The following is a 14,127-nucleotide window of genomic DNA, read 5'->3' as shown; positions in this document are numbered from 1 at the left end:
GCTCGATCGGAGCACCGACACCATGTCCCAAGATCAACTCCCCCGACGTTACCGCGCTCCCGGATTCAAGGCCGGGCTGCCGCCGGGCGGCATCAAGTCCGCACTCCCCGGCGGCAATACGGTCGGCGGCTGGATCCGTGAGGCCGAACCCCGCAAGGATGGCTACCGCCACGTCGACACCCCTGCCATGATCGAACTCCTGCAGCGGATCGGCGCGAACCACTACTTCTTCGGCATCTGGGACTCGCCGACCGACTTCGACGACCTGCGGCTGGAGTTCGCGCCGGCCGCCCAGGCCGCCGGGATCCAGCTGCTGCCGTACATCGTGCCGCCGACCGAGACCTACAGCTGGGGCCGTGCCTCGCGGCCGTACGTGATGGACTACCTGGCCTGGGCGAAGGCACTGGCGGAGCTGTCGCTGGAATACCCGGTGCTCACCGGCTGGGCGATCGACGACTTCGACTGCGGCGACAACCCCGCCGTGTTCACCCCGGAATACCTCGCCGAGATCCGGGAGGCTCAGTTCGCGATCAACCCGGACCTGGGTTTCTTCACCTGCGCCTACCACGGTTCGGCGACGTCGGACGAGTTCATGATCAAGTACGGGCCGTACATCGACGGCATCATCTATCCGTACCTGGACGGGCCGAACATCAACACGATCGTGACCGACCGGGTCCGGCAGGACATCACCGAGATCAACGAGGTGGCCCGGCGGCACGACGTCGGGCTGATCTTCCTGGTCTACACCGGCCGGTTCCTGGACGGGGTCCTCGCGCCGACCGCCGAGTACGCCGGTTCCTGTGTCAGCCAGGCGGTCCAGGCCGCCGCCGAGGGCGAGACCTTCGGCGTCGTCTCGTACGGGCTCCAGGTCGATGGCGCCCCGACGGTAGCGAACGAGCGCCGGTCGATGTACGGCGACGGCCGCGGTGCCCTGGTCGCCTCGCACGCCCGGATCAAGGCCGGCGACTACGCGGAGCTGTCCACCAAGATCACGATCGATCCGGGCAGTCCGCGTTACGAGCTGAGCTTCTGGCACTCCCGGGCGTTGCAGCTGTGGCGGATCCCGCAGCGCGGCGACTTCCGGATCCTGGTCCTGGTCGACGGCGCCCAGGTCTGGGCCGCCGACGTGCACGACGCCACCTGGCAGCAGCTCTGGGTGCAGGGACTCGATCCGCAGGGCCAGTTCGACGTCTCCTCGGCCATGATCGGCAAGACCGAGGCGACGCTGAGCTTCCGGCTGACCGCCCTGCGCGACATCTCGGGGCGCAGCGTCGACGTCGGAGTTGATCATCTGGAGACGATCGGATTCAGCCTGGCCGATCCCGGCTTCGAGGACCCCGCTGCCTGGCAGGTCAGGTCCTCCGGCGGACCGATCGTAGGCCTGGTCGACGTCTTCGTACCGGATCGTCCGGCGCAGATCATCGAGGCGGTCGGCGCCGCGTACCGGCAACAGCCACAGAGCTGAACGGCCCCGGGCCGGGCGCTCAGGGAACGTTCGGGTTACAACGATCCAGGAGCACCCGGGAACCCTTGACGGGGATTCACAGCAGATTTAGATTCAGAGAACCATCGAGACATCGAAGTTATGTCCGATATTTGGAAAATAGTGGTTCGGGGGGCACTGGGGCTCCAGTGGTCACGGCGCCGCCCACCCGACGCACCCGAGTGAGGTAGCACGCCATGACATCGCCCCTGAACCACGCACTCGACCGCCGCGACTTCCCTCGCCGTGATCTCCTTCGCGCCGGCACCGCCGCCGCGGCGGTCACCGCCCTGGCCGGCTGCTCGGCCCTGGACATCGCGCCGGACACCGGCGGCCAGGCCACCGGGCCGGCGCTGGACACGACGCAGAAACAGTCGCCGATGCTGCAGAAGCTCGTCGACAGCGGGAAGCTGCCCGATCTTGCCGGGCGCCTGCCGGAGAACCCGCTGCAGATCCCGATGCAGGAACAACTCGGCCAGTACGGCGGCAACATGCGCCGGGCCCAGGTCGATCCGGGCTCCACCGGCGGCCAGTACATGGTGTTCTCCGGCCTCGCCGAGTGGAGCCCCACCACCCCGGGCCAGCCGCAGCCGGGGCTCGCCGAGAAGTGGGAGATCAGCCCGGACGGCCGGGTGTATACGTTCACACTCCGCAAGGGACTGAAGTGGTCCGACGGCGAGCCGTTCACCACGGCCGATCTGATGCACGTGTACGAGAAGGTCATGCTCAACAAGGAGCTCAGCCCGGTCTTCCCGGGCTGGCTGACCGTCGCCAAGAAGCCGGCCGTGTTCGCCGCGCCCGACGACATCACCCTGACCGTGACGTTCGCGGCACCGCACTCGCTGTTCCTGAAGTTCCTCTGCTTCATCCCGTTCGGCGGCTGGCTGATCCAGCCGACGCACTACCTGTCCCCGTTCCACAAGGAGATCGCGGCCAAAGATGATCTTGCCGCGGCGATGAAGAAATACTCCGTGACGACCTGGATGGACCTCTACAACAACCGCAACAACTCCAACCAGAACCCGGACCGGCCGGTGCTGGGGCCGTGGCGGCTCACGAAGTCGATCAACGCCACCAACACGACCGGCAGGCTGGAGCGCAATCCCTATTACTGGAAGGTCGACGAGGCCGGCCGCCAGCTGCCGTACCTCGACACCGCGTCGTTCCAGGTGCTGTCCCCCGACGCGATCGGACTGCGGGCCGCCAACGGCGAGCTGGACATCGCCCTCTGGGACCTGCCGGAGACCTCGCTGCCGGTGTTGATCAAGAACCAGGACAGCAAGCCGTTCAGGGTGCTGCGCTGGCAGACCGACGCGAACACCTCGATCCTGCTGAACCAGAGCCACCGGGACCCCGTGATCGCCGAGCTGTTCCAGAAGCTCGACTTCCGCGCCGGGTTCAGCCACGCGATCAACCGCACCGAGCTCAACGACGCGCTGCTGGCCGGGCAGGGCAAGCCGGTCCACCCGTGCGGCCAGGCCGGTGACGAGTACTTCAGCGAGGGCATGGGTCAGCGGTTCATCGAGTTCGATCCCGACGAGGCCAACAAGCGGCTGGACGCGGCCGGGCTGACCGAGCGGGACGGCAAGAACATGCGGCTGCGGCCGGACGGCAAGCCGATGCGGTTCACCATGCAGACCTTCCCGGTCGGCGTCGGCCTGAACCAGATGACCGTGCTGGAGTACGCCAAGCGGAACCTGGCCGAGGTCGGGATCGACACGGTGATCAAGACGATCAGCCAGGACCTCTGGTACACCGAGATCCCGCAGGGCAACTTCGACATCATCTGCTACCCGTTCCCCGGCTACCAGTGGGACATCGATCCGCTCTGGTATGTGCCGAACTCCAACCTGACGTACTGGGCGCCTCGGTTCGGCACCTGGAGCTACGACCCGAAGAACAAGTTCGCCGCCGAGCCGCCGGAAACGATCAAGAGCCTGCTCGACCTGTACGACCAGCTGAAGGTCGCCCCGAACGACGAGGAACGGATCAAGTACGGGCGTGAGATCACCAAGCTGCACGACGAGAACGTGTGGATCATCGGCACCATGCCGCTGCCGTACACGCCGATGGTGGTCGCCGACGACCTGAAGAACGTCCGGCCCGAGGCGGTGGCGAGTTTCCGGCAGCACTACGAGGGAGCGACGGACCTGGCGCAGATCTTCTACGCCGAACCCGCCAAGCACGCCTGACGATGATCAAGTACGTCGTCCGGCGGATCCTGTTGATGATCCCCACCGTGTTCGCCGTGTCCCTGGTGTCGTTCCTGGTGATCCAGTTGCCACCGGGCGACTACCTGACCACGGTGATGGTCAACCTGCAGCGCGAGGGCCAGGTCGTCCAGCCCGAGCAGTTGATCGCACTCCGGCAGCGGTACGCCCTGGACCAGCCGATCATCGTGCAGTACTGGACCTGGATCACCAACATCGTCTTCCGCGGCGACTTCGGCCAGTCGTTCAGTTATGCCAGGCCGGTCTCGGACCTGCTGGCGGAACGGATGCCGCTCACCCTCGGGCTGGGCATCACCGCGTTCCTGGTCGGCTGGGTGATCGCGTTGGCGGCCGGGATCTATTCGGCGGCCCGTAAGTACGGCGTGATCGACTACATCATCACCGTGCTGGCGTTCCTCGGCGTCGCGGTGCCGGGCTTCCTGATCGCCCTGGTCTGCATGTACGTGCAGTTCCAGGTGTTCGGCTGGAGCGTCGGCGGCATGTTCTCGGCCGAGTACGCGCAGGCGAACTGGAATCTGGGCAAGGTGCTCGACCTGCTCAGCCACCTCTGGCTGCCGGCGGCGGTGCTGGTCTCCGGCGGTGTCGGCGGCACCATCCGGGTGCTCCGGGCGAATCTGCTCGACGAACTGGGCAAGCCGTACGTCGTCGCGGCGCGCGGCCGCGGCCTGGACGAGCGCAGCCTGCTGCTTCGCTATCCGGTCCGGGTCGCGCTGAACCCGTTCATCGCCACGATCGGCTGGGCGATCCCGGCGATCTTCGACGGAGAGGTGCTGGTGTCGACCGTGTTCGGGCTGGAGACGACCGGGCCGCTGCTGTTGCGGGCGCTGCAGAGCCAGGACATGTACCTGGCCGGCAGCGTGCTGCTCATCGTCTGTGTGCTGACCGTGATCGGGACCTTGATCAGCGACCTGTTGCTGGCCGCGGTCGATCCCCGAGTCCGGGCGGGGCTGGCATGATCAACGACACCCTGGAGGAAACGCGCCCTGAGCCTGTCGAAGGGCCTGCAGCCGTTGCGGACAAGCGATCCGTCGCCACCGCCTCGCAGCGGCAGCTGATCTGGTGGCGGTTCTCCCGGCACAAGCTGGCCGTGATCAGCCTCTTCGTGCTGTTGATCTTCTATCTGGTCGGCGCGACCTGCGAGTTCGTCGCGCCGCGGGCCCAGGACACCGCGCTGCCGCAGGCCGCGTACTCGCCGCCGCAATGGGTGAAGATCTCCCCCACCGCGCCGCACCTGTACGTCAACGGGGTGGTCGGGGTGCCCAACGTGGACACGCTCAAGCGGGACTACCAGATCGACGAGAGCGTACGGATCCCGGTCGGCTTCTTCGTCAAGGGCGATCCGTACCAGCTGTTCGGGCTGATCCCGGGCGACGTGCACCTGTTCGGGTCGACCGAGCCGGGCGCTCCCGTGTTCCTGCTCGGCTCCGACCAGCAGGGCCGGGACCTGTTGTCCCGGCTGATCTACGGGTCCCGGATCTCGTTGTCGGTCGGCCTGATCGGCGTGGTGCTCAGTCTGACCCTCGGCCTGTTGCTGGGCGGGCTGTCCGGCTACTTCGGCGGCCGGGTCGACAGCGCGATCCAGCGGATCATCGAGTTCTTCATCTCGATCCCGACCTTGCCGCTGTGGCTGGGGTTGGCGGCCGCCGTGCCGCCGGGCTGGGACTCGTTGAGCACGTACTTCGCGATCACCTTGATCCTGTCCCTGATGGGCTGGACCGGGATGGCCCGGGTGATCCGGAGCCGGCTGCTGCAGATCCGGCACGAGGACTTCGTGCTGGCCGCTGAACTCGACGGGGCCCGGCCGTTGCGGGTGATCGGCAAGCACATGCTGCCCGCGTTCACCAGCCACATCATCGCGTCGCTGTCGCTGTCGGTGCCCGGAATGATCTTGGGCGAGACGGCGCTGTCGTTCCTCGGGCTCGGACTGCAGCCGCCGGTGGTCAGCTGGGGCGTCACGCTGGGTGATGCGCAGTCGATCCGGGTTCTGGCCGAAGCCCCCTGGATGTTGTTCGCCGGGCTCGCCGTGGTGATCACCGTGATGGCCTTCAACTTCGTTGGCGACGGGCTCCGCGACGCCGCCGACCCGTACGGATCCTAGGGAGCGCGCGCGATGGCTGAGCAAGATCAACCGCTGCTCCGGGTCCGCGGGCTGAAGACGCAGTTCGCCGTCCGGGAGGGCACCGTACGGGCGGTCGACGGCGTCGACCTGACCATCCGGCCGGGCGAAACCCTTTGTGTGGTGGGCGAATCCGGCTGCGGCAAGAGCATCACCGGCCGGTCGATCATGCAGCTCGTCGACGAACCGGGCCGGATCACCGCCGGCGAGATCTGGTTCCGGACCCGGTCCGGGGTGAACCTCGGCCCGGCACCGGGCAGCGGCCTCCGCCGCGCCTGGCGCCGCAACGAACGACGGCCCGAACGTTCCCTGAGCTTGTCGAAGGGCAAGGGAGATGATCCCCAAGGCCCTTCGACAGGCTCAGGGCACGAAGCGATCGATCTCGCGCCGCTGCCGACCGGCGGCCCGGCGATGCGGGCGATCCGGGGCAAGGAGATCTCGATGATCTTCCAGGAGCCGATGGCCTCGCTCAGCCCGGTGCACACGATCGGCCGGCAGCTGACCGAGATGATCATGCTGCACGAACGGCTCTCCGCGGCAGAAGCCAAGGACCGGGCGATCGACGCGCTGCGCCGGGTCGGGCTGCCGAGCCCGGAGAAACGGTTCGACGCGTACTCCTTCGAACTGTCCGGCGGAATGCGGCAGCGGGCCATGATCGCGATGGCGATCGTCTGCGAGCCGCAGCTGTTGATCGCCGACGAGCCGACCACCGCGCTAGACGTGACCACCCAACGGCAGATCCTGGACCTGCTGCGCCGAATGCAGGACGAGCTGGGCATGGCGATGATGTTCATCACGCACGACCTCGGCGTGGTCGCCGAGATCGCCGACCGGGTCGCGGTGATGTACCTCGGCATGGTGATCGAGGAGTGCGACGTCCACCAGCTGTTCGCCTCGCCGCGGCACCCGTACACCCGAGCCCTGCTGGCCTCCATCCCCGACCTCGAGGCGACCGACCGGCAGCGGCTCAGCACCATCCGCGGCACCGTCCCGCACCCGTTGAACCGCCCCGACGGTTGCCCGTTCGTCACCCGCTGTGATCATGCGATCGACGACTGTTCGGCCGCGTTGCCGTCCATGATCGACGGCGCCGCCGGCGCCCGGCCGCGCGGCGTCCGCTGCGTCCACTATCCCGACGCGGCGGCCGTGGACGACGGGATCGGCCGCGATCTCGACCCGGCACCGCACGCGGAGGTGGCCTCGTGATCAAGGAGAACCCGCCGCTGCTCGAGCTCCGGGACGTGTCGATGGAGTTCGCCGTCGCCCGCGGCTGGTTCGGCGCCAGGGGCCGGATGACCGTCCGGGCGGTCCGCAACGTGTCGCTCAGCATCGGCCAGGGCGAGACGATCGGACTGGTCGGCGAGTCCGGCAGCGGCAAGACGACCCTCGGCCGCTGCATCCTGCGCGCGCACCGGCCGACCGGCGGATCGATCGTCTACCACACCGAGGCCGGCGAGGAGGTCGACCTGGTCACCGCCGGCCCGGAGCAGCTGCGCCGGCACCGGCGGGACATCCGGATGATCTTCCAGGACCCGAACTCCTCGCTGAACCCGCGGCTCACCGTCGCCCAGATCATCGGCGAGCCCTTGATCACCAACCGGCTTGCCCGCGGCGCCGACCTCAAGGAGCGGGTGCTGGAGACGATGCGGCTGGTCGGGCTCCGGCCGGACCAGGCCGAGCGCTACCCGCACGCCTTCTCCGGCGGCGAACGGCAACGGGTCGGCATCGCCCGTGCGTTGATCACCAACCCGCGGCTGGTGGTCTGCGACGAGGCCGTCACCGCGCTCGACGTGTCGATCCGCAGCCAGGTGCTCAACCTGCTCCAGGAACTCCAGGAGCGGCTCGGGCTGACGTACCTCTTCATCTCGCACGACCTGGCCGTGATCAAGCACCTGTGCGACCGGGTGGCCGTGATGTACGTCGGCGAACTGGTCGAACAGGCCCCGACCGCGGAACTGTTCGCCCGGCCGCGGCACCCGTACACGGAGGCACTGCTGGCATCGCTGCCGGTGCCGGACCCCGACCGCCGACGGGACGAGCGACCGCCGATCAGCGGCGAGATCCCCGACCCGGCCGAGCAGATCCCCGGCTGCGTCTTCCACCCCCGCTGCCCGCACGCCCAGGACCGCTGCACCCACGACGTGCCCGGCGAGCACCACACCGCCCCCGACACCGTCTCCCGCTGCCACTTCGCCGAGGACCTCCACCTGCTCGGCATCGGCGGCCGGGGATCTGCCGGTTTTTCACGTAACGTGAAAAACTAGCGCTTCCCCACAGATACTTCTCACGTAAAGCGACAGGAAAGTTGGGGAAGTGGGGCGCACGGGGCGGGTGTTGTGCCGGATGTAAGGATGGGCCGGTGCCGGACCGAAGCTTCGCCCGACTCCGCCTCCTGATCGCCGGAGGACTCGCCTTCGCCCTGACCGCCTGCACGGCCGGCGGAGGCGGCGGTACGGAACCGCCGCCGCCCGGGGACGACCCGGCGCGGGCGGCCGCCGAACTCGCCGCCGGGCTGCAGTCCGGCGATCTGACCAAGGTCCAGTTCTCCCGGCTGGACGGCACCGCCGTCGACGAGCAGTTCGACGCGCTGGTGGCCGGGCTGCCCGGGTCGAAACGGACCGTCGAGGTCGGTGAGATCCAGACCAGCGGGGACGAGGCGACCGCGGTGCTCTCCTACACCTGGGCCTTCCCGGGGGTGAAGGACCGCTGGGTGTACGACGCGACGGCCCGGCTTGTCGTCGAGGACGGGCGCTGGCGGACCACCTGGGCGCCGGACGTCGTCCAGCCCAACCTGGACGGAACCAACCGGCTGACCGGCCGACGGCTGGACCCGACCCGCGGCGAGCTGATCGGCGCCGACGGCGAAACGATCATGAACCTGCGGCCCGTGGTGCGGATCGGGATCGACAAACAGAAGGCCGGCAAGGACGCGGCGAAGTCCGCCGAACGGCTGGCCAAGCTGGTCAAGATCGATCCGGCGGCCTACGTCAAGGAGGTCGAGCAGGCCGGCAAGCAGGCGTTCGTCGAGGCGATCGTGCTCCGCGAGGAGGACAAGGCCCGGCCGAGCAACGAGTCCGTCCTCAAGATCACCGGCGCCCGCGCGATCAGTGCCGACCGGGTGTTGGGCCCCAGCCGCACGTTCGCCCGGGCCCTGATCGGCACGGTCGGCGAGGCCACCAAGGAGATCGTCGACAAGTCGAAGGGCACGGTCGTCGCCGGCGACCAGGTCGGGCTGTCCGGCCTGCAGCGACGGTACGACGAGCAGCTGCGCGGACTGCCCGGCATCGAGGTCAAGGTGATCCCGGACTCGTCGCAGCCCGGCGGGTCGCCCAGCCCGACCCCGTCGCCCACGTCCTACCCGACCGGGCCGGAGACCACGGAGCCGATCTTCACCGCGAAGCCGGTCCGCGGCGTCGACCTGACGATCACACTCAACGTCGCGCTCCAGCAGCTGGCCGAGAAGACGCTCGGCGATGTCAAGGGCGACGCCGCGATCGCCGTCCTGCGCAAGTCCGACGGGGCGCTGCTGGCGGCCGCCACCGGACCGAACTCCGAGGGCGAACCGATCCCGAACTTCGGGCAGTACCCGCCCGGCTCGACGTTCAAGGTGATCACCGCGCTGGCCCTGCTGCGGGCCGGGCTGAAGCCGGACAGCATGATCGAATGCCCGGCGACGATCACCGTCGACGGCCGCCGCTTCACCAACTACAGCGACTATCCGAGCGGATCGCTGGGCCGGATCCCGCTGTCCGAGGCGTTCGCCCAGTCCTGCAACACCGCCTTCATCGGCCAGCTGTCCAAGATCAAGGACTCCGGGCTCGCCGAAGCCGCGGCCTCGCTCGGCTTCGGCGTTGATCACGACTCCGGCTTCCCGTCCTTCTACGGCAAGCTCGGCGAGCCGAAGCTGCAGACCGAGCGGGCCGCAACCCTGATCGGCCAGGGCCAGGTGCTCGCCTCCCCGATGGCGATGGCCGCGGTCGCCGCCTCGGTCGCCGGCGGTGGCACCCGGCTGCCGTACCTGATCAAGGACCAGGTGCCGGAGCAGAAGGGCAAGCCGCTGACCAAGGCCGAGGCGACGCAGCTCCGGTCGCTGATGCGCGGCGTGGTCACCTCGGGCTCGGGCCGGTTCCTGGAGGACCTGGACGGGCCGGACGTGATCGCCAAGACCGGCACCGCCGAGTACGGTTCGGACACGCCGCTGAAGACGCACGCCTGGATGATCGCGGCCCGCGGCGACCTGGCCGTCGCCGTGTTCGTCCAGGACGGCAAGTCCGGGTCGTCGGCCGCCGGGCCGTTGCTCGAGGAATTCCTGGAGGGAGTGGGATGACCGACTCCGAGGTCGTCACGTTCGGCGAGCCGATGGCGCTGTTGCTGGCCGAGCGCGACCTGCCGCTCGACGCCGCCACCGGCTTCGCCTGGTCGATCGCCGGCGCCGAGAGCAACCTGGCCATCGGCCTGGCCCGGCTCGGGCACGCCGTGGCATACGCGGGGCGGGTCGGCGACGACGTGTTCGGCGCCCGGATCCGGCGCGAGCTGCGGGCCGAAGGGATCGACGTCTCCGGGCTGATCACCGATCCGGAGCTGCCGACCGGGCTGCTGATCCGGGACTCCCCCGTCGACCGGCCGATCACCGTCCACTACCGCCGGTCCGGCAGCGCGTCGACCGCGTACAGCGTCGATGATCTTCCCGGTACGGCGATCCGGGCGGCCCGGCTGCTGCACCTGACCGGGATCACCGCCGCGCTGTCCGCGTCGTCCTTCCAGGCCTGCAAGACCGCGATGATCATGGCCCGGGGGGCCGGCGTCACGGTCACCTTCGACCCGAACCTGCGGCTCCGGCTGGCCGGCCCGGACGAGTGGGCCCGGATCGTCGACGAGCTGGCCCGGCACGCCGATCTGATCTTCGTCGGCGCCGACGAGGCGACCATGATCACCGGTGGTGTGCCGACCGAGAAATGGTTCTTCGAACGGGGTGTCGGCACGGTCGTGATCAAGGACGGCGGCAATGGTGCCGTCGAGCACACGCCCGGCAGCAGCACCGCGGTCGGCGTACGCCGGGTGCCGCTGGTCGACCCGGTCGGCGCGGGCGACGCGTTCAACACGGGCTGGCTGTCGGCGTGGCTGCGCGGCCTCCCGGTGGACCGGCGGCTGGCCGAGGGCGCCGCTGTGGCATCGTTGGTGGTCGCCACCCACGGCGACGCGATCGGACTGCCGGACGCGGCCACCCGGGACCGGGTGCTCGCCGAGGGCGCCGACATCGACCGATAGGAGTTGATCATGACCTCCGGCTCGGCCGCCGTCCGCGCGGCGGTGATCGACAGTGCCGTGATCGGCATCGTCCGGACCGGCGACGCCGACGACGCGATCGTCAAGTCCCGCCAGATCTGGGACGCCGGAGTCGGCGTCGTCGAGGTCGCACTCACCACGCCCGGCGGCCTGCGCGCCATCGAGACCCTGGCCGCCGAGGCCGGCGACGGGCGGATCATGGGCGCCGGCACCGTCCTCGACGCCGCCACCGCCCGCGCCGCCGTGCTGGCCGGTGCCCAACTGCTCGTCACGCCGACGCTGGCACCGGACGTGATCGAGGTCGGGCTCCGCTACGACGTGCTGACCGCAATCGGGTGCGCCACCCCGACCGAGATGCTGCAGGCCAAGTCGCTCGGCGCAGACCTGATCAAGGTCTTCCCGGCCAGCCGCTGGTCCCCCGGTTCGCTCAAGGACGTCCTGGCCGCCCTGCCCCAGCTGGACTGCGTCCCGACCGGCGGCATCGCCCCCGACACTGCCGCGGACTGGATCGCGGCCGGCGCCGTCGCCGTCGGCCTCGGCTCCGCCCTGACCAAGGGCCCCGACCCCGCCGCGTCCGTCGCCGAACTGCTCGCCGCGATCCGTACCGTCCGGAACTCCTGAGCCACCGCGCCCTGAGCCTGTCGAAGGGCCAGGCGAGCGCGGCGCACCCTGAGCCCGCCGACGGGCCAAGCCAGAACCGCACCCATCCTGAGCCCGCCGAAGGCCAGGCCCGAACCGCAGCACACCCTGAACCCGCCGAAGGGCCAAGCCCGAACCGCAGCACACCCTGAACCCGCCGACGGGCCAAGCCCGAACCGCGACGCACCCTGAACCCGCCGAAGGCCAGGCCCGATCCTGCCCTTCCCGCCTGCTTGACCCAATCCATCGACTGGGCACCTCCGCAGCGACACGCCGCGGAAACGGCTGCTTTTGTGCCCGGTCGGCGGATTGGGGGCGAGGGCGTGGGCGATCCAGCCGCCGCTCCTGGCCGGTGTCACAAATCTGCAACGCAACGGATCCAGCAATCGGTTTCCCGGCTCCCGGGAGGCGTTCCATCGCAGATCTGGGACACCCGATTCGCCCGACCGGGGGTGCGGCTTGGACGGTGGGCCGTGGCCCGGTTCGCGGCTAGCGACAGACCAGACCCGGCGGAGTCTTGACCGACAGCTGGCCGTCGGTGCGCCCGGCCCAGAGGCCGCCCCGAACCGGGCTCAGGGCGTAGTCGGTGCGCTCCGGTTCGCCGCCGAGTTCGAGGTCCTCCAGCCAGTCCTCGCCGCCCTTCTGGACGGTGAGTGTGCAGGCGCCGTCGCCGGAGATGGTCAGGTTCCGGATCGCCTGGCCGTTCCCGACCGTGATCGATCTGAACTCGACCGTGGTCGGCATCGGCGTCCGCCCATGCTCAGGAGTGATCTGCGCGCAGGCGGCATCGCCGTCGGTGGCGACCTCGCGCAGCGCAGTTCACCTTGTCGATGGCGGCCCGATCGCCAGCGGGCACCGGTGAACTGCAACCGCCGACCGAGACGAGCACGGCGAGAACCACAGCGTGTCGGTCGTAGCGGACCAACGGGCTGGCTGGAGCTTGCCTGTCAGGGGCCGACGTACCGGCCGGTCGGGCGGAGGCGGAGCGGCGGGCGCTGATATTCGTCGAGGGCGTGGGCGATCCAGCCGCCGATCCGGGCGCAGGCGAAAATCACCTCGCCGGACTCGGGCGCCATGCCGAACGCGCGGACCAGACAGGCGAGGGCGAAGTCGACGTTGGGCGACTGACCGGTGCGGCGGGTCACCGTCTCCGCGACCGAGTCGGCCAGCCTCAGGGTCCGGCCGGTCCCGGGCACGGTGGCGAGTCGATCCAGCAGCACCGTGGCGCGCGGATCCTGGCCGGCGTAGAGGCGGTGGCCGAGGCCGGGGACTCCGGTCCGGCCGCGCAAGGTCTCGGCGAGCGCGCGGTCGACCGAGGTTCCGCGCTCGACCGCCGACAGCAGGTGGTACGCGTCGACGCTCGCGGTGCCGTGCAGTGCCGAGTCCAGGGCCGCCAGCCCCGCCGACACAACGCTGTACGGATCCGCGCGGGCCGACGCTGCCGCCCGGGCGGCCAGGGTCGAGACGGCGAGGTCGTGGTCGAACAGCGCGACCAGCGCCGCGTTCAGGGCGGCCACCCGGGGCCGGGTCGGCCGCCGAGCGGTGAGCTTCGGCCAGAGTGCCGCGGCGAGCGTGCGGCCCCGGCGAGGCGCCGGTCCGGGCTCGGCCTGATCGGGCAGGGCGGCGATCAGGCCGGCCAGCAGGGCCCCGGCAGCCCTGGTCACCCGGCCCGATGACAGGTCGCTGCGGAGCGGATCGGTCTGGCCGAACACCCGGGTCGCGACCATGATCAGATCGATCGGCCGGGTGCTCGCGGGCATCGAGCCCAGCACGATCCGGGCGGCCGTCACCGCGCCCTCATCGGCCCGGAACAACTCCGGATCGATCCGGAACGACGTCGATTCGGGCCCGATCAGTCCCGGCTCGGCCACGGCGCCATCCGGGACCGACCCGGTCCCGGACGGACCTCGCTCGGACCCCGCCGATCTCGGCTCCATCCGCGCCGATCCCCGCTCCACCCCGGCCGGGACTCCCGCCGCGTCGGCCGGCCCACGTTCAGCCCCGGTCGTGAACCGCCCCGATCCGGCGTCCCAGAGCCAACCAGCGACCTCCTCGTACGTTCGCTCGGTCAGCCCGGCGATGTCGCGGCCGCGCAGGTAGAGCCGGCCGTCCTCGATCAGCGCCAGATCGGTGTCCAAGATCATCAGCGGGGTGCCGGCCGGGCCGGGCCGGCGATTCACGGCCGGGTCACGCCGCCGGTCGGCGGCCAGCCGCTCCACCTCCAGCGGGTCGAAGGTCGAGCCGTCGCTGTCCCGGTGCCGGGTGATCCGGCCGCGAGAGACGTACGCGTAAAGGGTTTCCAGCCGGATGCCCAGGCGGGCGGCCGTCTCGGCGCTGGTCAGCCGCGGCAGGTCGGGCACCGCACACCT

The 14,127-nt window shown here is 69.9% G+C and carries 11 protein-coding genes; 9 read left to right on the top strand and 2 right to left on the bottom strand.

Annotation, left to right across the window (positions count from 1 at the left end; all coding sequences use genetic code 11):
* Positions 1–22 precede the first annotated feature (22 nt).
* The 9 genes from BKA15_RS32010 (at position 23) to BKA15_RS31970 (ending at position 11,740) form a co-directional block, all read left to right on the top strand.
* Positions 23–1,468 carry a hypothetical protein gene (locus tag BKA15_RS32010; RefSeq protein ID WP_179757695.1) on the top strand — a complete coding sequence of 482 codons (1,446 nt, stop codon included), beginning with the start codon at positions 23–25 and terminating at the stop codon, positions 1,466–1,468.
* Between the two features lie 215 nt (positions 1,469–1,683).
* Positions 1,684–3,678 (top strand): ABC transporter substrate-binding protein, encoded by a 1,995-nt coding sequence (locus BKA15_RS32005; protein WP_179757694.1) that lies wholly within the window; start codon positions 1,684–1,686, stop codon positions 3,676–3,678.
* A gap of 2 nt (positions 3,679–3,680) precedes the next feature.
* Complete coding sequence (locus tag BKA15_RS32000; protein WP_179757693.1) at positions 3,681–4,673, top strand: ABC transporter permease; 993 nt, start codon at positions 3,681–3,683, stop codon at positions 4,671–4,673.
* Positions 4,670–5,815, top strand: a complete 1,146-nt coding sequence (locus tag BKA15_RS31995) for an ABC transporter permease (protein ID WP_179757692.1) — start codon at positions 4,670–4,672, stop codon at positions 5,813–5,815. Before BKA15_RS32000 ends, BKA15_RS31995 begins: the two co-directional genes overlap by 4 nt.
* A gap of 12 nt (positions 5,816–5,827) precedes the next feature.
* The gene (locus BKA15_RS31990) at positions 5,828–7,039 is read left to right on the top strand and encodes an ABC transporter ATP-binding protein (protein ID WP_179757691.1); all 1,212 of its coding nucleotides are present in this window, start codon (positions 5,828–5,830) and stop codon (positions 7,037–7,039) included.
* Entirely contained in the window at positions 7,036–8,097 is a 1,062-nt protein-coding gene (locus BKA15_RS31985) for an ABC transporter ATP-binding protein (protein ID WP_312879592.1), read from the top strand. Before BKA15_RS31990 ends, BKA15_RS31985 begins: the two co-directional genes overlap by 4 nt.
* Before the next feature lie 95 nt (positions 8,098–8,192).
* Positions 8,193–10,160, top strand: a complete 1,968-nt coding sequence (locus BKA15_RS31980) for a penicillin-binding transpeptidase domain-containing protein (RefSeq protein WP_179757690.1) — start codon at positions 8,193–8,195, stop codon at positions 10,158–10,160.
* Complete coding sequence (locus BKA15_RS31975; protein WP_218871663.1) at positions 10,157–11,101, top strand: sugar kinase; 945 nt, start codon at positions 10,157–10,159, stop codon at positions 11,099–11,101. The genes BKA15_RS31980 and BKA15_RS31975 overlap by 4 nt, the downstream gene beginning before the upstream one ends.
* Positions 11,102–11,110: 9 nt before the next feature.
* Positions 11,111–11,740, top strand: a complete 630-nt coding sequence (locus tag BKA15_RS31970; RefSeq protein ID WP_179757689.1) for a bifunctional 4-hydroxy-2-oxoglutarate aldolase/2-dehydro-3-deoxy-phosphogluconate aldolase — start codon at positions 11,111–11,113, stop codon at positions 11,738–11,740.
* A gap of 507 nt (positions 11,741–12,247) precedes the next feature.
* On the opposite strand, the gene BKA15_RS31965 is transcribed toward BKA15_RS31970, so the two are convergent.
* Together BKA15_RS31965 and BKA15_RS31960 are read right to left on the bottom strand one after the other, a co-directional pair.
* Entirely contained in the window at positions 12,248–12,502 is a 255-nt protein-coding gene (locus BKA15_RS31965; RefSeq protein WP_179757688.1) for a hypothetical protein, read from the bottom strand.
* A 203-nt stretch (positions 12,503–12,705) separates the two neighbouring features.
* Positions 12,706–14,118 carry a citrate synthase gene (locus tag BKA15_RS31960; RefSeq protein WP_179757687.1) on the bottom strand — a complete coding sequence of 471 codons (1,413 nt, stop codon included), beginning with the start codon at positions 14,116–14,118 and terminating at the stop codon, positions 12,706–12,708.
* Positions 14,119–14,127 lie beyond the last annotated feature (9 nt).

The sequence above is a fragment of the Microlunatus parietis genome (assembly GCF_013407955.1).
Classification (GTDB): Bacteria; Actinomycetota; Actinomycetes; order Propionibacteriales; family Propionibacteriaceae; genus Microlunatus; species Microlunatus parietis.
This window is presented reverse-complemented; position numbering and strand designations above follow the sequence as displayed.

What these genes read in the sequence shown, in the direction of transcription:
- BKA15_RS32010 (WP_179757695.1), top strand. Translation starts at nt 23, where the DNA reads ATGTCCCAAGATCAACTCCCCCGACGTTACCGCGCTCCCGGATTCAAG.
- BKA15_RS32005 (WP_179757694.1), top strand. Translation starts at nt 1,684, where the DNA reads ATGACATCGCCCCTGAACCACGCACTCGACCGCCGCGACTTCCCTCGC.
- BKA15_RS32000 (WP_179757693.1), top strand. Translation starts at nt 3,681, where the DNA reads ATGATCAAGTACGTCGTCCGGCGGATCCTGTTGATGATCCCCACCGTG.
- BKA15_RS31995 (WP_179757692.1), top strand. Translation starts at nt 4,670, where the DNA reads ATGATCAACGACACCCTGGAGGAAACGCGCCCTGAGCCTGTCGAAGGG.
- BKA15_RS31990 (WP_179757691.1), top strand. Translation starts at nt 5,828, where the DNA reads ATGGCTGAGCAAGATCAACCGCTGCTCCGGGTCCGCGGGCTGAAGACG.
- BKA15_RS31975 (WP_218871663.1), top strand. Translation starts at nt 10,157, where the DNA reads ATGACCGACTCCGAGGTCGTCACGTTCGGCGAGCCGATGGCGCTGTTG.
- BKA15_RS31970 (WP_179757689.1), top strand. Translation starts at nt 11,111, where the DNA reads ATGACCTCCGGCTCGGCCGCCGTCCGCGCGGCGGTGATCGACAGTGCC.
- BKA15_RS31965 (WP_179757688.1), bottom strand. Translation starts at nt 12,502, where the DNA reads ATGCCGACCACGGTCGAGTTCAGATCGATCACGGTCGGGAACGGCCAG.